Origin of the sequence: Aminobacter sp. NyZ550 (assembly GCF_025628925.2) — a bacterium.
Lineage (GTDB): Bacteria > Pseudomonadota > Alphaproteobacteria > Rhizobiales > Rhizobiaceae > Aminobacter > Aminobacter ciceronei.
In genome coordinates, this window is sequence record NZ_CP114190.1 from 5,427,147 (window position 1) to 5,445,049 (window position 17,903).

The 17,903-nt window shown below is 62.6% G+C and carries 21 protein-coding genes and 1 pseudogene; 11 read left to right on the forward strand and 11 right to left on the reverse strand.

All coding sequences use genetic code 11. The features are described 5' to 3' along the window. Window positions 1–109: 109 nt before the first annotated feature. Window positions 110–748, forward strand: a complete 639-nt coding sequence (locus N7E70_RS26935) for a CatB-related O-acetyltransferase (protein ID WP_067965610.1) — start codon at window positions 110–112, stop codon at window positions 746–748. Next, complete coding sequence (gene yihA, locus N7E70_RS26940; RefSeq protein ID WP_067965613.1) at window positions 745–1,407, forward strand: ribosome biogenesis GTP-binding protein YihA/YsxC; 663 nt, start codon at window positions 745–747, stop codon at window positions 1,405–1,407. The genes N7E70_RS26935 and yihA overlap by 4 nt, the downstream gene beginning before the upstream one ends. A 38-nt stretch (window positions 1,408–1,445) precedes the next feature. On the opposite strand, the gene N7E70_RS26945 is transcribed toward yihA, so the two are convergent. The 5 genes from N7E70_RS26945 to N7E70_RS26965 all read right to left on the reverse strand — a co-directional run bounded on the left by N7E70_RS26945 (window position 1,446) and on the right by N7E70_RS26965 (window position 4,571). After that, entirely contained in the window at window positions 1,446–1,778 is a 333-nt protein-coding gene (locus N7E70_RS26945) for an antibiotic biosynthesis monooxygenase family protein (protein ID WP_263008139.1), read from the reverse strand. Window positions 1,779–1,870: 92 nt separating this feature from the next. Then, window positions 1,871–2,368, reverse strand: coding sequence for a peptide-methionine (R)-S-oxide reductase MsrB (gene msrB, locus N7E70_RS26950; protein ID WP_067965617.1), 498 nt, complete (start codon window positions 2,366–2,368; stop codon window positions 1,871–1,873). A 195-nt stretch (window positions 2,369–2,563) separates the two neighbouring features. Further along, window positions 2,564–3,115, reverse strand: coding sequence for a fasciclin domain-containing protein (locus tag N7E70_RS26955; RefSeq protein ID WP_263008140.1), 552 nt, complete (start codon window positions 3,113–3,115; stop codon window positions 2,564–2,566). 188 nt (window positions 3,116–3,303) lie between these two features. Continuing rightward, complete coding sequence (locus N7E70_RS26960) at window positions 3,304–4,035, reverse strand: anti-sigma factor (protein WP_154385912.1); 732 nt, start codon at window positions 4,033–4,035, stop codon at window positions 3,304–3,306. Next, window positions 4,032–4,571 carry a sigma-70 family RNA polymerase sigma factor gene (locus tag N7E70_RS26965; protein WP_067965623.1) on the reverse strand — a complete coding sequence of 180 codons (540 nt, stop codon included), beginning with the start codon at window positions 4,569–4,571 and terminating at the stop codon, window positions 4,032–4,034. Before N7E70_RS26965 ends, N7E70_RS26960 begins: the two co-directional genes overlap by 4 nt. A 178-nt stretch (window positions 4,572–4,749) precedes the next feature. Between N7E70_RS26965 and argB the strand changes: the two genes are divergently transcribed. Both argB and N7E70_RS26975 read left to right on the forward strand, forming a co-directional pair. Further along, window positions 4,750–5,652 carry an acetylglutamate kinase gene (gene argB, locus N7E70_RS26970; RefSeq protein WP_172582946.1) on the forward strand — a complete coding sequence of 301 codons (903 nt, stop codon included), beginning with the start codon at window positions 4,750–4,752 and terminating at the stop codon, window positions 5,650–5,652. Window positions 5,653–5,812: 160 nt separating this feature from the next. Then, window positions 5,813–6,595 (forward strand): DUF1194 domain-containing protein, encoded by a 783-nt coding sequence (locus N7E70_RS26975; RefSeq protein ID WP_263008141.1) that lies wholly within the window; start codon window positions 5,813–5,815, stop codon window positions 6,593–6,595. A 7-nt stretch (window positions 6,596–6,602) separates the two neighbouring features. On the opposite strand, the gene N7E70_RS26980 is transcribed toward N7E70_RS26975, so the two are convergent. Further along, window positions 6,603–7,079 (reverse strand): Lrp/AsnC family transcriptional regulator, encoded by a 477-nt coding sequence (locus tag N7E70_RS26980; RefSeq protein WP_115733974.1) that lies wholly within the window; start codon window positions 7,077–7,079, stop codon window positions 6,603–6,605. Between the two features lie 132 nt (window positions 7,080–7,211). Between N7E70_RS26980 and phhA the strand changes: the two genes are divergently transcribed. Then, window positions 7,212–8,045: a phenylalanine 4-monooxygenase gene (phhA, locus tag N7E70_RS26985; RefSeq protein WP_263008142.1), complete on the forward strand. Its 834-nt coding sequence runs from the start codon at window positions 7,212–7,214 to the stop codon at window positions 8,043–8,045. Between the two features lie 4 nt (window positions 8,046–8,049). Here phhA and N7E70_RS26990 read toward each other — a convergent pair whose 3' ends face one another. From N7E70_RS26990 to N7E70_RS27000, 3 genes are all read right to left on the reverse strand, one after another. Further along, window positions 8,050–8,955: a DMT family transporter gene (locus N7E70_RS26990; RefSeq protein ID WP_182575138.1), complete on the reverse strand. Its 906-nt coding sequence runs from the start codon at window positions 8,953–8,955 to the stop codon at window positions 8,050–8,052. 122 nt (window positions 8,956–9,077) lie between these two features. Then, window positions 9,078–10,574, reverse strand: a complete 1,497-nt coding sequence (locus N7E70_RS26995; RefSeq protein WP_263008143.1) for an MFS transporter — start codon at window positions 10,572–10,574, stop codon at window positions 9,078–9,080. Window positions 10,575–10,959: 385 nt separating this feature from the next. Next, window positions 10,960–11,721: a GGDEF domain-containing protein gene (locus tag N7E70_RS27000; protein WP_067967133.1), complete on the reverse strand. Its 762-nt coding sequence runs from the start codon at window positions 11,719–11,721 to the stop codon at window positions 10,960–10,962. Window positions 11,722–11,898: 177 nt separating this feature from the next. Here N7E70_RS27000 and N7E70_RS27005 point away from each other — a divergent pair, with 177 nt between their 5' ends. Next, a complete protein-coding gene (locus tag N7E70_RS27005; RefSeq protein ID WP_067965631.1) occupies window positions 11,899–12,609 on the forward strand; it encodes a pyrimidine 5'-nucleotidase in 711 nt (236 codons plus the stop codon). Then, window positions 12,606–13,454: pseudogene (locus N7E70_RS27010) on the forward strand (DUF817 domain-containing protein); the annotation flags it as partial. The gene N7E70_RS27005 and the pseudogene N7E70_RS27010, both read left to right, overlap by 4 nt. A 3-nt stretch (window positions 13,455–13,457) precedes the next feature. On the opposite strand, the gene N7E70_RS27015 reads toward N7E70_RS27010, so the two are convergent. Then, on the reverse strand, window positions 13,458–14,297 hold the full coding sequence (locus N7E70_RS27015; protein ID WP_154385914.1) for an LOG family protein: 840 nt from the start codon (window positions 14,295–14,297) through the stop codon (window positions 13,458–13,460). A gap of 143 nt (window positions 14,298–14,440) precedes the next feature. On the opposite strand from N7E70_RS27015, the gene dapD reads away from it, so the two are divergent. From dapD to N7E70_RS27035, 4 genes are all read left to right on the forward strand, one after another. Next, window positions 14,441–15,295 (forward strand): 2,3,4,5-tetrahydropyridine-2,6-dicarboxylate N-succinyltransferase, encoded by an 855-nt coding sequence (dapD, locus tag N7E70_RS27020; protein WP_067965635.1) that lies wholly within the window; start codon window positions 14,441–14,443, stop codon window positions 15,293–15,295. 72 nt (window positions 15,296–15,367) lie between these two features. Next, window positions 15,368–15,721 (forward strand): DUF805 domain-containing protein, encoded by a 354-nt coding sequence (locus N7E70_RS27025; RefSeq protein WP_067965636.1) that lies wholly within the window; start codon window positions 15,368–15,370, stop codon window positions 15,719–15,721. Continuing rightward, window positions 15,714–16,085 carry a DUF805 domain-containing protein gene (locus N7E70_RS27030; protein ID WP_067965639.1) on the forward strand — a complete coding sequence of 124 codons (372 nt, stop codon included), beginning with the start codon at window positions 15,714–15,716 and terminating at the stop codon, window positions 16,083–16,085. Before N7E70_RS27025 ends, N7E70_RS27030 begins: the two co-directional genes overlap by 8 nt. A gap of 23 nt (window positions 16,086–16,108) precedes the next feature. Continuing rightward, window positions 16,109–16,807 (forward strand): hypothetical protein, encoded by a 699-nt coding sequence (locus tag N7E70_RS27035; RefSeq protein ID WP_154385915.1) that lies wholly within the window; start codon window positions 16,109–16,111, stop codon window positions 16,805–16,807. Here N7E70_RS27035 and N7E70_RS27040 read toward each other — a convergent pair. Next, window positions 16,804–17,823, reverse strand: a complete 1,020-nt coding sequence (locus N7E70_RS27040; RefSeq protein WP_067965643.1) for a 2-dehydropantoate 2-reductase — start codon at window positions 17,821–17,823, stop codon at window positions 16,804–16,806. The genes N7E70_RS27035 and N7E70_RS27040 overlap by 4 nt on opposite strands. Window positions 17,824–17,903 lie beyond the last annotated feature (80 nt).

Here is a 17,903-nt window from a genome sequence, read left to right on the forward strand (position 1 = left end):
GGCCCTTTATCTGCGCAAGAACCATTTCCCTTGAGATCATCGCCCCCGATGTCTTCGTCGCGGATCACGCTATACTGGTAGAGAGGCGTATCAATGGGGACGAAATGCCATGCATGGACCTAACCCTTCGCTCAAGCATCCGATCCCGATGCACAGGCGCGTCGGCTTCCTCAAGTCGCTCGTCGACGCCGAAAACATCGAGATAGGCGATTTCACCTACTACGACGATCCCGACGGACCCGATCTGTTCCAGCAGAAATGCGTGCTTCACCACTACCCTTTCATCGGCGACAAGCTGATCATCGGCAAGTTCTGCGCGATCGCCGAAGGCGCGCGCTTCATCATGAACGGCGCCAATCACGCCATGTCCGGCTTTTCGACCTATCCGTTCAACATTTTCGGCCATGGCTGGGAGGAAGGCTTCGACCTTGCCTCCTGGCAGCAGGAGGTCCGCGGCGACACGGTGCTCGGCAATGATGTCTGGATCGGCATGGAAGCGGTGATCCTGCCTGGGGTTCATATCGGCCACGGCGCCATCATTGCTGCGAAATCGGTTGTCAGCAGACACGTACCGCCTTATGCGATCGTAGCCGGCAATCCTTCTGTCGTGGTCAAGAAGCGTTTCGACGACAAGACCATCGAACGGCTTCTGACGATTGCCTGGTGGGATTGGCCGGTGGACAAGATCGGCCGCAACCTCAAGGCCATTCGCGGCTCGGATATTTCTCTGCTGGAGGCAGCGGCTTGAACGAACATACGACCAATCGCACGGTGGATGCCGAGCTCTTCAAGCGCCCGTGGGTTTTCATCCGCGGCGTGCCGTCCATGAAGTTCCTGCCGCCGGAAGGGCCGCCGGAGATTGCCTTCGCCGGCCGTTCGAATGTCGGCAAGTCGTCGCTGATCAACGCACTGGTTCGCCACAGCGGCCTGGCCCGCACCTCGAACACGCCGGGGCGCACGCAGGAGCTCAATTACTTCGTCCCGGATGGCTTTTCCGGCGAGGCAGGCGACCTGCCGCCGATGGCGCTGGTCGACATGCCCGGCTACGGCTACGCCCAGGCGCCGAAGGAACAGGTCGACGCCTGGACAAAGCTGGTGTTCGACTATCTGCGCGGCCGGGTGACGCTCAAGCGCGTCTACCTGCTGATCGATTCCCGCCACGGCATCAAGAAGAACGACGAGGAGGTTTTGACCCTGCTCGACAAGGCCGCGATCTCCTACCAGATCGTCCTGACCAAGACTGACAAGATCAAGGCCGCAGGCGTGCAGCCGCTGATCGAAGACACATTGCTCAAGATCAAGAAACGCGCCGCCGCCTTCCCGACCGTTCTTGCGACCTCGTCCGAGAAGAACGAAGGCCTGGACGAACTGCGCGCGGCGATCGCGCTGGTGGTCAACGGCGGCTGATCACGGCCGCCGTCGCATGTTGCCTGAGGCAACCGGCCTCAGGCCTGCGTCACTTCGTGGACGACCTGGTAGTAGGCCGGCGTCACGCCTTCGATCAGTGGCCCGACCTTGGCGATGTGTTCGGCGAAGCCTTGCGTCTGATGAACCCGCTGGTGATCGGCAACCGTGTCGAAGGTGCTGATCATGATCGCTGTATCGCCGTCGATCGCCCGGTGCAGCCGGCTGCCGCGCCAGCCCGGCACATTGCCTATCGAACGGTCCAGGTTGATCTTCTGGAGGGCGATGAACTCGTCCAGCTTGCCCGGCTTCAGGGTGAAGATGTTGACGAACGCCACCGGGCCGTTCTGATCGTTCTCTATATTCTGGATCATTTCCGCTCTCCTTTTTCCATTCGGGATTTCGTGAGAGCGCATTGATGCAACCTCAATGTATCTTGAGGTCAAGAGGATTTTTCGAGAAAAGGTCAGGCCGCGACAGGGCGGAACGTCAGTGCCAGCCCATTGATGCAATGGCGCTTGCCGGTCGGAGGCGGGCCGTCGTCGAAGATGTGGCCGAAATGACCGCCGCAGCGGCGGCAATGCACTTCGGTGCGGGTCATCATCAGCGAGGTATCGACATTGGTGCCGATCGAATTGGGGAGCGCATCCCAGAAGCTCGGCCAGCCGGTGCCGGAATCGAACTTGGTAGCGGACGAATAGGCGGCCAGGTCACAGCCGGCGCAGTTGAAGGTGCCTTTGCGGTGCTCGTTGAGCAGCGGGCTAGACCCCGGCGGCTCGGTGTCCTCCTGGCGCAGCACGGCAAAGGCGGCGGGAGAAAGGATCGCGCGCCACTGGGCGTCGGTCTTGGTGACTTCGAAGTTTTCAGCCAATGCCTGGTCGGCGATGGTCAATCGCCTCGAGACGACAAAGCCGGCAAGAACGGCGATCGCGGCACTGCCCAGCAGGAATGTACGGCGGTCCATGGCATTTCTCCCAGCCGACCATAGGCCGGCGTCACATCACGGCGAAATCAACAGGGCTTGAGGGTTTGGCGCGAAAACCGACCAGCCTGCGCACAACAGGCCGCGCCCCGCAACGGTGACCCGTTGCGGGGCGCTTTGCCGATTGCGCGCGCCTCAGGGAGCGACAGCGTCGCACAACCACGCTGCCCCCCGGGCTTACATCTTGGGCAGCAGGACCTTGTCGATGACATGGATGACACCGTTCGACTGCTCGACATTGGCGATCGTCACATTGGCGACATTGCCGTTCTCGTCGGTTACAGTCACCTTGTCGCCTTCATATTTCGCGGTCCAGGTGCAGCCGCCAACGGTCTTGACCGGGTGTGCGCCCTTGTCGTCATAGACCATCTTCTTGATGTCTGCGGCCATCGCCTTGGCGCCAACGACATGGCAGGTCAGGATCTTGGTCAACTGATCCTTGTTTTCAGGCTTGAGCAGGTTTTCGACCGTGCCGGCCGGGAGTGCGGCGAAAGCTTCATTGGTCGGCGCAAAGACGGTGAACGGGCCCTTGCCCTGCAGCGTCTCGACCAGGCCGGCTGCCTTGACGGCAGCGACGAGCGTGGTGTGATCCTTCGAATTGGCCGCGTTTTCGACGATGTTCTTATCGGCGAACATCGCGGCGCCGCCAACCATCGGGTTTTCAGCATAGGCGAAGGTGGCGAGAGCGGAAAAGGCACCGGCGAGCAAAGCGAGAGAGATCTTACGCATAATGTAACTCCTTGGGTTGTTTCCCTAAATGGAAAGGCACAAGGAATTACGGATTTGAGATCAGGTAGTTTCACCTTCTGGAGAGAAATATTTCCTTTCTTTCACTCTAAGCTTTGGCAAAACTTATAGTTACGATCAACGCAGGGAAAAGTTTCAGCCCGCGGCGAATTCGGGCAAATTTTCGTGGATCAGATGTCGCGAAGGTCGCCAGCGGCTACGACCGGTCCGGTCGGCTGGCCGGTGGGCGAACCGCCCGTCGGCTCGAGGCTGACGGCAAGCACGGCGCCTGCGGCGAGCTTGTCACGCATCGCCTGATCGACGTCGATATGGATCGTCGATCCGACCGGGATGACGCCCATCGAGACCGGAGCGTTGCTGCCCTCGATCATCCAGAGTTCGAAATCCCTGCCGGTGGCGCGCTCGCCGGAGACGTGCGAAAGGCCGATCTGGCCACTGCCAGCGTCGTACATCGCCATGTACTTGACGTCGCTGCCATCGGCAGCCAGCGAGGCGACCATGCGCTCCTGCGGCAATTGGGCCGGCGGATTGATGTAAGGAACAGCAATGTAGATGGCCAGGGCTGCGACCGCCGCCGTTGCCAGGCCGCGCCAGAAGGCGAGGCTGGCCCACAAGCCCGCGGAGCCTTGCGCGCTGGGTGCCGACGACGTCGCGGTCCCCGAGAACAGCCTGCGGTCGATCGCCGGCTTCACCGAGGCCGGGGCCTCGATCTCCGGATAGGCCGCGGCGAGCGGGGCGAAATGTACTTCCCATTGATCGACCATGCGCGCAAAACCAGGCTCGCCGTCGATGCGGGCGCTGGCCTGACGCCGCTCGTCGGCAGGCAGGACGCCGAGAACGTATTCGGCTGCGACCAGATCGTCGCCTCCACGTTCCGGTCCATTGTCTTGCGCGAGCGTCATCTTTCCAGACATTCCCTGAGTTTGAGCAGGCTGCGGCGCAGCCAGGTACGCATGGTGTTCAGCGGCACGCCATGGCGGTCCGCGAGTTCGTTATAACTCTCCCCCTTGAGATAGGCACCGCGGACAGCGGCAGCCTTGTCCTTTTCAAGTTCCTCCAGGCAGCCATGGATGCGCTCGGCTTCACCGCCCGCCACTGCTGCAGCCTCTGGCCCCGGCCCCGGGTCCGCGACCTCGAGCGCCTCGTCGATCGCGAGAGGCGCCTGACGCCGCGCCCGTATGCGATCGATCGCATGATTGCGCGCGATTGCTACGAGCCACGAAATGGGGCTGAGATCAGAAACTGCGAAGCGGTCCGCTTTCGTCCAGATCTTGACGAAGACCTCCTGCAGCGCTTCCTCGGCATCTGCCCTGTCGTTCAATACACGCAGGCAGACGCCAAAAAGTTTCGCGCTCGTCTGCCGGTAGAGCAAATCGAAGGCCGCACGGTCCTTCATCGAGGTCCGAACAATCAGCTTGGTGATGTCCTGCGGCGTCATGCCCGCCAAGTTACGTGGCGCAAAACTATTTGCAACTGCTGTTTAGATCGTCGGGCGCCATGCAACCACATTCCGGAGCGCATCGGCAAAACAGCACGCCTGCCAGCCCATCGAACCATTTGCCCCCTGCCCGGTTTCCGGCTAAGACCGCGCCGACCTTTTCCACCTATCCGGGACCATGCCGATGACGACGAACGTCGCCGCCACCGCCGAAATGCAGGCTGCCCTGCTCTCCGCGGCCTTGCCCTACATGCAGCGCTACGAAAACAAGACGGTCGTGGTGAAGTATGGCGGCCACGCCATGGGCAATGTCGAGCTCGGCCGTGCCTTCGCCCGCGACATCGCCTTACTGAAGCAGTCCGGCGTCAACCCGATCGTCGTGCACGGCGGCGGCCCGCAGATCGGCGCCATGCTGACCAAGATGGGCATCGAATCGAAATTCGAGGGCGGCCTGCGCGTCACCGACCAGAAAACCGTCGAGATCGTCGAGATGGTTCTGGCCGGCTCGATCAACAAGGAGATCGTCGCCCTGATCAACGCCGAAGGCGAGTGGGCGATCGGGCTGTGCGGCAAGGACGGCAACATGGTCTTCGCCGAAAAGGCCAAGAAGACCATGGTCGACCCCGATTCGAACATCGAGAAGGTGATCGATCTCGGCTTCGTCGGCGAGCCGGTCGAAGTCGACCGCACGCTGCTCGACCTTCTGGCCCGTTCGGAAATGATCCCGGTGCTGGCGCCTGTCGCGCCCGGCCGCGACGGCCACACCTACAACATCAACGCCGATACCTTTGCGGGTGCCATCGCCGGTGCCGTCAAGGCGTCGCGCCTCTTGTTCCTGACCGACGTGCCCGGTGTGCTCGACAAGGACAAGAAACTCATCGACGAACTGACGGTTGCCGACGCCAAGGCACTGATCAAGGACGGCACGATTTCGGGCGGCATGATCCCCAAGGTCGAGACCTGCATCGAGGCGATCGAGCGCGGCGTCGAAGGTGTCGTCATCCTCAACGGCAAGACTCCGCATTCGGTGCTGCTTGAGCTGTTTACCGAGCACGGCGCAGGGACGCTGATCGTTCCGTAAGCAGCAGGACTGACCTGCCCAGTGCACAAAGACAGGCCGGCTTTTGCCGGCCTTGTCGTTTCAAGAGCAGGCCTCGTATTCACGAAGCCTTGAAGCGTTGCGGCTTTCATTTTCCCTGCGTTGACGCACACTGACCTCCGGGTCCCTCGGACGATGAACAATGCTGGCTGCGCTGGCGCTGATCCTGTGCACGGGTTGCGAACTGCCTGCCACGCCGACCATCGACGTGGACGACCGGACGGTGGATGTCGAACTGGTGCTGGCCGTCGACGTTTCGAGTTCGATGGACGAAGGCGAGTTTGCGCTTCAGCGTGCCGGCTACGTCAAGGCGCTGCGCCATCCCGACTTCATCAATGCCGTGCTGACGGGATCGAGAGGCCGTATCGCGGTCACCTATTTCGAGTGGGCAGGAACCGTGCGGCCAGAATCGGTCATCCCCTGGCAGATCATCGACGACGCTTCGAGCGCCGACGCCTTCGCCGCCCAGCTCGCCGTCAAGCCCATCGGCGGATCCGGCGGCACGTCGATCTCGAATGCGGTGGCGTTCGGTGCCAACCTGCTGGAGAAAAATGTCTTCCGCGGCGAAAAGAAGGTCATCGACATTTCGGGCGACGGACCGAACAACCTCGGAGCGCCGGTAGAGGTCGCCCGCAACAATGCGGTTGCAAAGGGCATCGTCATCAACGGCCTGCCGATCCTCGTCCGGCCGACGGGCAGCCTGGAAGACATCGACCGCTATTACGCCGAATGCGTCACCGGCGGGCCGGGCTCGTTCGTGCTGCCGATCCACCTCGCATCCGAGTTCGTCACGGCCATCCGCCGCAAGCTCGTGCTCGAAGTCGGCGGCATCGCGGATGCACCAGGCATGATGAAGATCCAGGCCTCGAAACCCGTCAATTGTCTCGTTGGCGAGCGCTACCCGCTCACCTATCCCGATCCCTAGTCGCCCCCTAGCCCCGCAAATGCGCGAGCGGCACGTGGCCGGGGCCCTTGATGTTCTGCAGCACCAGCTGGGTGTGAACGTCGCGGACGCCTTGCAGGCGCATCAGCCGGTGCATGACGAAGGCGTTGAGGTCGTCGACATTGGGCACCATGACATGCAGCAGGAAGTCGTAGTCGCCGGTCATCGTCCAGCAGGCCGAGACCTCGTCCATGCGTTGCACGGCGGCGATGAACTTTTCCGGCGAATCGTCGCTGTGGCTGACCAGCCTGACCTGGACGAAGACCTCGACCATGAGGCCGACGGCGCGGCGTCCGATGCGGGCGGAAAAGCCCTTGATGACGCCGGCTTCCTGCAGCGCCTCGAAACGTCGGGCACATGGCGTGTTGGACAGGCCGATCTCCTGCGCGATCTCGGAAACCGGCTTGCGCCCATCGCGCTGGAGAATGTCGAGCATCCTGATCTCGAACTCATCAAACTGAGGCATTTTCACCATCCATTTTGGAGATTTGGGTAAATATACCTCAAAACAACATCGAACGCTCGCAAAGAGGTGAATTCCGCTCGCTTCCAGCGCCTATGATTCCTCCATCGAAGCTGTTTCCGGGGAGGATCGGACATGAGCGTGAGCGTTCAAGACTATGCACGGGAGTGCGCGGACCAGGGGCTACGCGGCGACTACAGCGTCTGCCGTCCGGATTTCACCGTCGAGCAGAAATACGATTACAGCGCTGCCGAGCAGGATGTGTGGCGCACGCTGTGCGACCGCCAGACCAGGCTGACCCAGCGGCTGGCGCACAAATCCTATCTTGACGGCATGTCGGCGCTCGGCCTGGTCGACCGCATTCCGGACTTCCATGACGTCAGTGACAAGCTGCGCAAGCTCTCCGGCTGGGAGATCGTGGCGGTGCCCGGGCTGATCCCGGCGCAACCCTTCTTCGACCACCTGGCCAACCGTCGCTTCCCCGTCACCAACTGGCTGAGGACGCGCGACGAGCTCGACTACATCGTCGAGCCCGACATGTTCCACGACTTCTTCGGCCATGTGCCAGTGCTGAGCCAGCCGGTGTTCGGCGACTTCATGCAGATGTATGGCGAGAAAGCGACCGACCTGATCGCGCTCGGCGGCGACGAAATGATCACCCGGCTCTACTGGTACACGGCCGAATACGGCCTGATGCAGGAACCCGGCCAGCCGCTGAAGGCCTTCGGCGCCGGCCTGATGTCGTCCTTCACCGAGCTGCAATTCGCTGTTGAAAGCCCCGATGCGCACCAGGTGCCGTTCGACATCGAAACGGTGATGCGCACGACCTACGAGATCGACAAATTCCAGCGCGCCTATTTCGTGCTGCCGTCCTTCGACACGCTGAAGGATGCCTTCCAGAACAGCGACCTCGCCGGCATCATCAAGCGCTGGAAAGGCGACCCGCCGCGCGATCCAGCGACGGTCTAGGCTCTCAGCCCAGAGCTAGCAGCACCAGGATGCCGCCGACGATCAGCACACAACCGGCTATTTCGAGCCGGTTGATGCGCTCGCGAAAGAAGAAGACACTCGACGCGAAGGTGAACAGCATCTCGATCTGGGCGAGTGACTTGACGATCGCCGCCTGCTGCAACGTCATCGCCATGAACCAGCCGAACGAAGCCGAGGCGCCGACCAGACCGGTGAACAGCGCCGGCCGCCAGGCCCTGGCGATGCGTGGCAGCTCGTCGCGCTCCCTCCACAGAATCCAGCCCAGCATGATCAGCGTCTGGAAGACGATGACGACGGCGAGCGTGACCGCCGCCTGCATCATGAAGTTCGGCCCGCCGAGCGCCAGCGACGCCGCACGGTAGGCGACCGCCGAAATGCCGAAGAACGTACCGGAGGCCAGACCGATAAGCGCGTTGCGGCTGAGCACCGAGGTCACCAGCGTTCGCGCGGTGAATGCGGTGTGGGCGACAGAGATCAGCATCACGCCGAAGACGCTGATGGCAATGGCCGCGACAGCACCCGCCGTCGCGCGTTCGCCGAGGAACAACAGCCCGAACAACGCCGCTTGTGCCGGTTCTGTGCGCGAATAGGCGGTGCCGACGGCAAAGTTCCGGAACGAGAACAGGTGGATCAACAGGAAGGTCGCGGCGATCTGGCCCAGGCCGCCGACCACCGCCCAGGCAAAGAACGTCCTGTTCAGAGCCGGCAGTTCGTAGCCGACGACGAAATGCAGCACCCCGACAAAGGCAAGCGCGAAGGGAAAGCCGAAACCGAAGCGCACGAATGTGGCACCGGTCGTGCCCATCACCCCTTTCAGGTGCTTCTGCACCACCGACCGCAGGTTCTGCAGGAAGGCGGCGGCAATGGTGATGGGGATCCACAATGGCATGTCGGTTCAGTGTCGGCTTGAAGACGGCCGGAGCGGCCGCATGTCCGCGTCTACAGCATCACCCCGCAATTCGGAATCGATTTTCGGGGTGATGCATTGATCCAGCGGACCGCGCGTCCCCGTCACATCTCCACGGGCAGCGGCTGCCTGTCTTCGACGCTTTGGCCGCGGTTGCCTTGCGGGGTGGCCGGTTTCAGAAAGAACACCATCGCCGCCACCAGGACGAATGCCACCATCTCGTAGACAAGCGCATGCTCCATGGCGGAGACGAAGGCGATGTGCGGAAGCTCGCTCGCCTTGACGGCCAGGGTCGAGAAGAAGATCTGTCCGGTAACGGCAATGCCGAGGGCTGCGCCGATCTGCTGGAAGGCCTGCACGGCGCCCGAGCCCGAACCTGCATCGCGCGGCGGCACGGTAGACAGTACCGTCTGGAACAGCGACGAGATGGCGATGCCCATGCCGAAGCCGCACATCAAAAGCGGCAGGACGAAGTTCCAATGGTCGACAGCGTCGCCGACATTGGCGACGACGAAACGCAGCCAGCCCATGCCGATGCCCATGACCAGCGCGCCGGCAACGATGCGCCGCTGCGGCCAGCGGCTGCCCAGCCGCCCCGAGATCAGCGACGCGATCAGCACGCCGATCGGAAACGGCACCGTCGTCAGCCCTGACTGCAGCGGCGTCAGGCCGAAACCGGTCTGCAGGAAGACGGCAAGGACCAGGAAGAAGCCCGCCACGCCGGAGAAGAAGGTCATGGTCATCACCGAGCCGAGCATGAAGTTGCCGTTGGTCATCAGGGCTACCGGAAGCAACTGGCTTTTCTCCCCCTTCGCCCGCGACTTCTGGTGCAGGAAGAAGCTGACCATTGCGCCGATCGACAGTGCGATCATCACGAAGGTCCACTGCGGCCAGCCATAGGCATGACCCTCGATGAGCGGAAACACCAGCAGGAAGACCGCGGCACTGGCGATCAGAATGCCGAGCGGATCCTGCGTCAGCTCCGGCCGTCCAGGCATGTCCGGGATGAGCGCACGGCCGGCAATCACCGCCATGATGCCTATCGGGATGTTGACCAGGAAGATCGGCCGCCAGTCGAGGCCAAAAATGTTGGCACTGATCAGCATGCCTCCGGCGAGAGGACCGGCGACGGAAGCAAGGCCCGCCGACAGGCCGAAGAGCGAGAAGGCGAAGCCACGTTCCTGCGGCGGAAAGATCACCTGGGTGATCGCCAGCACCTGCGGCATCATCATGGCGCCGGCCAGGCCCTGCAGCACGCGCGCAAGGATCAAGGTCGTCATCGTCGGCGCCAGGCCGCACAGCGCCGAAAACACGGTGAAGCTCGCGACGCCGATCAGGAACAGACGCTTGCGGCCGACAACGTCGCCAAGCCGGCCAAACGGCAGCAGGCCGAGCGCGAAGGCCAGCACATAGGCCGCCACCACCCATTCGATCTGGCTGCTTGTCGCGCCAAGCCCGGATTGCAGGCGTGGCAAGGCAACATTGACGATTGTCACGTCGATCAGATTCATGAAGCCGGCCAGGAGCAGGATCGCCATCGCAATCCATCGCCTTGGATAGGCGTCCTCGGGCGTTGCCGGCGAGCTATGGGAAAATGTCATTTCCGGTTCCTTTGACTTCGAAAGCCGACCGTTGGACTGCCACTGCCGGTGAGGCCACCGAACGATTCCATGCAGGCATCTGCTTCGAGGTCGCATCATGCATGCGGACGTATGTCGTTCTGAACCGCCTGGTTTCGACAGATTCAGAGAAAACGTTGCGCCAGCGATGCCGGTTGCGTCAGAGACCTACGCGATCGATGTAGGGCGAATCGACGGGCTGTCTAAGACCATGTTCATTTCTTGGCCTTCGGTCGGCTGGAATGTACCGCGATTTTCGCGAAGGATCTTCGCCGCAGCGAGTGGTAACGGGCGAGCTCAAAAGCAAAATGGGCGACGGCAAACGCCACCGCCCCTGTCGCAAACCGTGTGACCGTTTTGCACGCCGTTACGCCGCTTCCGGAACGCCCATGTCGAAGATGGCCCGGTTGCGGCCACGGCGCTTGGCCTCATAGAGGCGCTTGTCGGCGTTGCGCATGAGTTCGGAAACATTTGCTTCCGCTTCGCAGTCGGTGCCGCCAATGCTGACCGTCAGCGGCACGGCACGCTCGTCGCTTGGCTGGAAGCGTAGTGCCTCGACCTCGCTGCGAATGCGTTCAGCCACCAGCTTGGCTTCGTCAACCGTCGCGCCGACGAGGAAGGCGCCAAACTCCTCGCCGCCGATGCGGCCAAGTATGTCGCCGCCGCGCACGCCACGGGTGATGGCGGCAGCGATCTGCAGCAACGCCTGGTCGCCAGTCAGGTGGCCGAAACTGTCATTGATCTGCTTGAAGTGGTCGGCGTCGATGATCAGCAGCGCGCCGCGATCGCTCTTGCGCCTGCTGCCGTCGAGCGCGGCAAAGAAGTTCTCGCGGTTGAGCATGCCTGTCATCTCGTCGCGGCTCGCCTTTTCCGACAGGCGGCGATGGGCGGCGGCGAGTTGAGCGTGGGCCCGTGTCAGGTCTTCGTGGGCAAGCTTGAGCTTCCTCTCCTGCATGAAGGTGAAGAAACCCAGCGGAGGCGCAATGAACAGTGGGCACAGCAAGCACATCAGCCAGGCGATGGCGCCAACTGTTCCTCCCAGCGCCGGCACGATCGTCAAGACCAGTGCAAGCGAACCCAAGATTGAAATCAAGGTCACAGCGGCTGTTTTAAGAACGACGATTTTCATTTCGACTCCCTGCCGGCTTTGGAATGCCAGCATCAACTGAAGGTCATCTTTCATCGGTAGTTAAAATTTGACCCACCATGTTGAATCTGGTGTCCAACGAATTTTGGCCATTGTCGAGAGCCAGACTGGCCTTATGCAGGTGCTTCCAAAATTCTCGAACCGTGGCATAAGGGCGGCATGACCGACACACCCGATCCCGCTCGCTTCGACCACGTCACCGACTGGGTCTTCGACCTCGACAACACGCTGTATCCGCACCACTCGAATCTGTTTTCGCAGATCGACGTGAAGATGACCGGCTATGTCGCAGAGCTCCTGACCTTGTCGCGCGAGGATGCGCGCAAGCTCCAGAAGGAGCTCTATCTGGAGTACGGCACGACGCTGAACGGGCTGATGCAGCGTCACGGCATCGACCCCGACGCGTTCCTCGAACACGTCCACGACATCGACTATTCCTGGCTTGTGCCGGACCCGGTGCTGGGTGCCGCCATCCGCCAATTGCCGGGCCGCAAGTTCATCTTCACCAACGGCAACCGCAGCCATGCCGAGCGCACCGCGCGCCAGCTCGGCATCCTCGACCATTTCGACGACATTTTCGACATCGTCGCCGCAGGGCTTACGCCCAAGCCGGCGCGCCAGCCCTACGAGACCTTCGCCGCCTTGCACAAGGTGACAGGCGCCAACGCTGTCATGTTCGAGGACCTGGCGCGTAACCTGTCGGTGCCGAAGTCGCTCGGCATGACCACGGTCTTGATCGTGCCGCGCAATTTCGAGCCGACCTTCTCCGAGATCTGGGAAAGCGATCCGACCCATGAGGACGACGTCGACTACGTCACCGACGATCTCGCAAGCTTCCTGACCACCATCGTCGAGGCCAACGCCGCTTGAGCCGTTTTACCTCCGTCGAGGCGCGGATCGATGCAGCGGCCCATGCCGTTCTCGACCGCCTGCCCGCCGGAGGCCTCTCTGGCGCGGTCGTCGAATTCCTCGTCTTCGGGCTGAAGCAGGCCTGGGCCTGTCTGTTCGGCGGTGCCATGCTGGCGCTGATCATGGCGACCAAGCTGTGGTGGCCGGACGGGGTCGCCCTTGCCCGCTACGACTTCCTGTTCCTCTCGGCCGTCGCCATCCAGCTGGCGATGCTGGCGCTCAAGCTGGAAAAGCCGTCGGAAGCCAAGGTTATCCTGATCTTCCACATCGTCGGCACGGCCATGGAGGTATTCAAGACACAGGCAGGTTCCTGGGCCTACCCGGAAGACAGCCTGTTCCGCATCGGCGCGGTCCCGTTGTTTTCGGGCTTCATGTATGCGGCCGTCGGCTCCTACCTCGCCCGCGTCAGCCGCATCTTCGACATGCGCTACACGCATTATCCGCCGTTATGGGCAACGATGCTTCTGTGCGCGGCGATCTACGTCAACTTCTTCGCCCACCACTTCGTCATCGACATCCGCTACGGACTGTTTGCCGTCACAGCAGTGCTCTATCTCCGCACCGTCGTGCACTACCGCGTCTTCCGCTTCCGCCACCGCATGCCGCTTTTGCTCGGCTTCCTGCTGGTTTCGCTGTTCATCTGGTTTGCCGAGAACATCGGCACCTGGTCGCGCGCCTGGATCTATCCCGGCCAGCACGATGGCTGGACGCCGGTCTCGATCCAGAAGCTCGGCGCCTGGTATCTGCTGATGATCATTTCCTTCGTGCTGGTGACGCTCGTCCACCGGCCGCTGCCGGTGGACGCCGGCTCAAAGGCTGTAGAATCTGGCGATGATGTCCCATGCCTCGTCGGCGGTGTCGACAAAGTCGATGATGTCCTGGTCGCCGGGCGTGATCGTGCCCTGATCGGCGAGGAAATCGAGGTCGATCGCCCGCTCCCAGAATGACTTGCCGAACAGGATGACTGGCACCCGCTCCATACGCCCCGTCTGGATCAGCGTCAGCGTTTCGAAGAACTCGTCCATCGTGCCGAAGCCGCCGGGGAACACGGCGACCGCCTTGGCGCGCATGACGAAATGCATCTTGCGGATGGCGAAATAGTGGAAATTGAAGCACAGCTCCGGCGTCACATAGGGGTTGGGCGCCTGCTCGTGCGGCAAGACGATGTTGAGGCCGATAGAGGGGGCTCCGACATCGTCGGCACCGCGGTTGCCGGCTTCCATAACGCCCGGCCCGCCGCCGGTGACGACGACGAACTCGCGATAGTAGGACGCGGCCGAATGCTGCGAGCACAGGCGGGCAAACTTGCGCGCCTCGTCATAATATCTGCTGTTGGCCTCGAGGTTCTTGCGCTGCGTCTCGTTCTTGGCAGCCCAGGCCTCGCCGCCCGGCTCCGGAATGCGCGCACCACCAAACAGGATGACCGTCGAACGTATGCCGCGCTCGGCGAGGATCATCTCGGTCTTGAGCAGTTCGAGCTGCAGCCGCACCGGGCGCAGGTCGCGCTGGGTCATGAAGTCTTCATCATTCCAGGCAAGCCTGTATGTCGAGGCGCGCGTCTGCGGCGTGTCGGGCACACTCTTGGAACGCTCGAGATCCTCGTCGGAGTGCGGCAGCGGCGTCCAGCCAGCCTTGTCCATTGGATTCATTATATGCTCGACCTCAAATTTCGTTGCCCGCGACATTCCGCGGCGTCACCGCGATTGACCCCCAGATAAGCCTGAAATAGGGTCCGCGCGATTTTATGCCAGCTTAGAAGCCTTAACCTTAACGGCCCGTAACGGAGATGTTTATGTCGAAGCCCGATCTCGCCAGCCTGGAAAAGACAATTGATCGGGCGTTCGAGGAACGCGACGGCATTTCGACGTCGACCCGCGGCGAAATCCGCGACGCCATCGAGACCGCACTCGACCTTTTGGACAAGGGTACGGCCCGTGTCGCCCAGCGCCAGGACGACGGCAAGTGGCAGGTCAACCAGTGGCTCAAGAAGGCGGTGCTGCTGTCCTTCCGCCTCAACCCGATGGAGCTGATCTCGGGCGCGCCCGGCGGCGGCTCGTGGTGGGACAAGGTGCCGTCCAAGTTTGACGGCTGGGGTGCTGTCGACTTCGAAAAGGCCGGCTTCCGCGCCGTGCCTTCAGCCGTCGTGCGCAAGTCGGCCTTCGTCGCTCCGGGAGCCGTTTTGATGCCGTCCTTCGTCAATGTCGGCGCCTATGTCGACACCGGCACCATGGTCGACACCTGGGCCTCGGTCGGCTCCTGCGCCCAGATCGGCAAGAACGTGCACCTGTCCGGCGGCGTCGGCATCGGTGGCGTGCTCGAGCCGATGCAGGCGGGCCCGACCATCATCGAGGACAACTGCTTCATCGGCGCGCGCTCGGAGGTCGTCGAGGGCTGCATCGTGCGCGAAGGCTCGGTGCTCGGCATGGGCGTATTCATCGGCCAGTCGACCAAGATCGTCGACCGCGCCACCGGCGAAGTGTTCTACGGCGAAGTGCCGGCCAATTCGGTCGTCGTCGCCGGCTCGCTGCCGGGCAAGCCGTTGCCGAACGGCGATGCCGGCCCAAGCCTCTACTGCGCCGTCATCGTCAAGCGCGTCGACGCCAAGACCCGGTCCAAGACCTCGATCAACGAACTGCTGCGCGATTGATCTTTCACTGAAACCGAAGCAACTTCGACCGGCGCACGAGAAATGTGCGCCGGTTGGCTTCGGAGGGGTGAAATGGACTGGAAGTATCTTCTGACCAGCTTCGATGGTCGTATCAACCGGGCCAAGTTCTGGGCCGGCATCGGCGTGATGATCGTCGTCAGCATCGTCGCCAACCTGCTCGACATGATGCTCGGCCTCGACATCGGCAACTCAGGCGCCGGCGTCATCTCCATCATCGTCACCATCGGCATGATCTATTTCGCACTGGCAATCTATGCCAAACGCTGGCATGACCGCGACAAGTCGGGCTGGTGGAGCCTGATCGCACTCGTGCCCGTCATCGGCGCCATCTGGATCCTGGTCGAACTCGGCATCCTCGAAGGCACCAGGGGCGCCAACCAATTCGGACCGGATCCGCTTGCCTAACAACGTCGATTTCTTCTGGTTGTTCTTTCGCTTTTCGGGCCGCGTCAACCGCGCGGCCTACCTGCTCGGCTTCCTGTTCATGCTGGTGGTGATGTCGTTCCCGCTCTACCAGTTCATGCGTGTGCACCCCGAAAGCGGTGCGGCGCAGGTCTGGTCGATGCTGTTCGGCGCAACCTTCCTGACCTTCCTGTGGGCGCATATCGCCTTCAGCGTCAAACGCCTGCATGACTTCGACAAACCCGGCCTGTTTGCGGTCGCGCTGTTCATCCCGGTGGTGTCGATCTTTGCCTTCATCGCGCTGTGCTTCTTCCCCGGCACGCCGGGCCCGAACCAGTTCGGTAACACCACCAACGCGCCGAAGTAACCGCGCAAAAAGGCCCGGGTTCGATGTCTTACAGAACGCTCGACCCGGCCAAGATCATCGCAACAGCCGAGACGTTGAGCCAGCGCGTGAGCGAACGGTTCCCCGATGCCGGCCTGTCCCGCGTCAGCCAGGAGCTTGTCCGCCTGGCACGCGACCTCGCCGCTTCGGCCAAGGCGCTGGAGCAGCCGATCTGGTGGCTGCGCATCCTGATCGGGCTTGCCATCGCGTCGGGCGCCGGCATCTTCCTGTTCATCGGCACGATCCTGTCCTTCGACCGCATCTCGACCGGCGCGTTCGATTTCGTGCAAGGCATCGAGGCCTCGCTCAACACGCTGATCCTCGCTGGGCTCGGTTTCCTCGCGCTGATCCGCGTCGAGGAACACATCAAGCGCAAGCGCACGTTCAGGCAACTGCACGGGCTGCGCTCGCTGATCCACGTCATCGACATGCACCAGCTGACCAAGGATCCGGCAACGCTGTCTGAAAGCTTCAGCCCGACCCCGCATTCGCCGGCACGCATCACCAAGTCGGCGGACCTTGCGCGTTATCTCGACTATTGCTCCGAAATGCTGTCGCTGACCGGCAAGCTGGCCGCCCTTTTCGCGCAATCGGTCAATGACGACGTCGTGCTGAAGGCGGTCAACGACATCGAGGAGCTCGGCTCGAACCTGTCGCGCAAGATCTGGCAGAAGATCACGATGATCGAAACAGCCCGGCGCTAGCTGCCGGCAACCTGCTCCGGCTTCAGCCTGGGCGACCCCTTGCCCCTGGCTTCCGCGTCGCGCACCAGGGCGACGATGCGCTCGGTCAGCGTGGCCGGGGTGCCGGCTTTTCGCGCGAGCCCGAGGATGGTGCCCTGAAGCGCATCGATCTCGGTCCCGCGCCGCCGTTGCAGGTCCTCCCACATCGACGAGCGCGCCGTCGGGTCGATGGCCAGCATGCGCCTGGCCAGGCGCAGGAACAGCCAGTCGGGCAGGCGCAGTACCGTCGGCAACAATGCGGGCGGCACTGCCGCTGCCTTTGCGGGAACGATGCCATTCGCCTTCATCGCCGCCAGCGCCTCGTCGATCTGCCCGGCGAGGATGCGGCGCCAGCTGGCGTCCGCCAGTTGTGCCGCCAGCGGCAATCCGGACAGCGCGACAAGCGCATTGTTGAGGTTCATCAAAAGCTTACCCCACTGGACGGCCGGCATGTCGGTGTGGGTGGCGACCGCAAAGCCCTCGACGTCGAGCAGCTCGCGCAGACGCTCGTCTCCGGCCTCGATCAGCACCGTCCCGGCACTGGCGCGGTGGACACGGAGCGGCAGCTCGCCTTCGGCCGACTGGACGACGTTGAACGGTACCATTCCGGCCACCACCCGGCGCCGGCCGAGCGCTGCGCGCAGCTTGGCTGCGTTGTCGATGCCGTTCTGCAAACTGACGACGACGGCACTTTCCGGCGCATGCCGGGCGACAAGCTCGGCCATGGCGGCTGTGTCGCCGCTCTTGACGGCAACCAGCACGACATCGGCGTGGGACAGCACCGAGGGGTCGATCGTGACTGCGATGGCGCCGGCGGCAAGCAGGCGGTCGAAGCCGTCGATGTCGCTGACCCGCAGGCCGCCGGCCTTGATCGCGGCAGTGACGCGAGGCCGCGCCAACAGGCTCACGTCGCGCCCGGCCAGCGCCAGGCACGCCCCGGCGTGGCAGCCGATGCTGCCGGCACCAGCGACGACGATCATCCGATGATCCTTGGCCATGCGCCCTCCCGAAGTCCACTATAAGCGACAGCAGACCCGGCGTGGCAATGCCTGCCAGACCGGGGAGCATGGCATCATGG

Excerpts from the sequence above, each read along its gene's own strand:
- N7E70_RS27015 (WP_154385914.1), bottom strand. The coding sequence starts at position 14,297 with ATGAATCCAATGGACAAGGCTGGCTGGACGCCGCTGCCGCACTCCGAC.
- argB (WP_172582946.1), top strand. The coding sequence starts at position 4,750 with ATGCCGATGACGACGAACGTCGCCGCCACCGCCGAAATGCAGGCTGCC.
- N7E70_RS26935 (WP_067965610.1), top strand. The coding sequence starts at position 110 with ATGCATGGACCTAACCCTTCGCTCAAGCATCCGATCCCGATGCACAGG.
- N7E70_RS26965 (WP_067965623.1), bottom strand. The coding sequence starts at position 4,571 with ATGACGCCGCAGGACATCACCAAGCTGATTGTTCGGACCTCGATGAAG.
- N7E70_RS27005 (WP_067965631.1), top strand. The coding sequence starts at position 11,899 with ATGACCGACACACCCGATCCCGCTCGCTTCGACCACGTCACCGACTGG.
- N7E70_RS26980 (WP_115733974.1), bottom strand. The coding sequence starts at position 7,079 with ATGCCTCAGTTTGATGAGTTCGAGATCAGGATGCTCGACATTCTCCAG.
- N7E70_RS26960 (WP_154385912.1), bottom strand. The coding sequence starts at position 4,035 with ATGACGCTCGCGCAAGACAATGGACCGGAACGTGGAGGCGACGATCTG.
- phhA (WP_263008142.1), top strand. The coding sequence starts at position 7,212 with ATGAGCGTGAGCGTTCAAGACTATGCACGGGAGTGCGCGGACCAGGGG.
- N7E70_RS26945 (WP_263008139.1), bottom strand. The coding sequence starts at position 1,778 with ATGATCCAGAATATAGAGAACGATCAGAACGGCCCGGTGGCGTTCGTC.
- msrB (WP_067965617.1), bottom strand. The coding sequence starts at position 2,368 with ATGGACCGCCGTACATTCCTGCTGGGCAGTGCCGCGATCGCCGTTCTT.
- N7E70_RS26990 (WP_182575138.1), bottom strand. The coding sequence starts at position 8,955 with ATGCCATTGTGGATCCCCATCACCATTGCCGCCGCCTTCCTGCAGAAC.
- dapD (WP_067965635.1), top strand. The coding sequence starts at position 14,441 with ATGTCGAAGCCCGATCTCGCCAGCCTGGAAAAGACAATTGATCGGGCG.
- N7E70_RS27035 (WP_154385915.1), top strand. The coding sequence starts at position 16,109 with ATGTCTTACAGAACGCTCGACCCGGCCAAGATCATCGCAACAGCCGAG.
- N7E70_RS26955 (WP_263008140.1), bottom strand. The coding sequence starts at position 3,115 with ATGCGTAAGATCTCTCTCGCTTTGCTCGCCGGTGCCTTTTCCGCTCTC.
- N7E70_RS27040 (WP_067965643.1), bottom strand. The coding sequence starts at position 17,823 with ATGGCCAAGGATCATCGGATGATCGTCGTCGCTGGTGCCGGCAGCATC.
- N7E70_RS27025 (WP_067965636.1), top strand. The coding sequence starts at position 15,368 with ATGGACTGGAAGTATCTTCTGACCAGCTTCGATGGTCGTATCAACCGG.
- N7E70_RS26995 (WP_263008143.1), bottom strand. The coding sequence starts at position 10,574 with ATGACATTTTCCCATAGCTCGCCGGCAACGCCCGAGGACGCCTATCCA.
- N7E70_RS26975 (WP_263008141.1), top strand. The coding sequence starts at position 5,813 with ATGCTGGCTGCGCTGGCGCTGATCCTGTGCACGGGTTGCGAACTGCCT.
- N7E70_RS27000 (WP_067967133.1), bottom strand. The coding sequence starts at position 11,721 with ATGAAAATCGTCGTTCTTAAAACAGCCGCTGTGACCTTGATTTCAATC.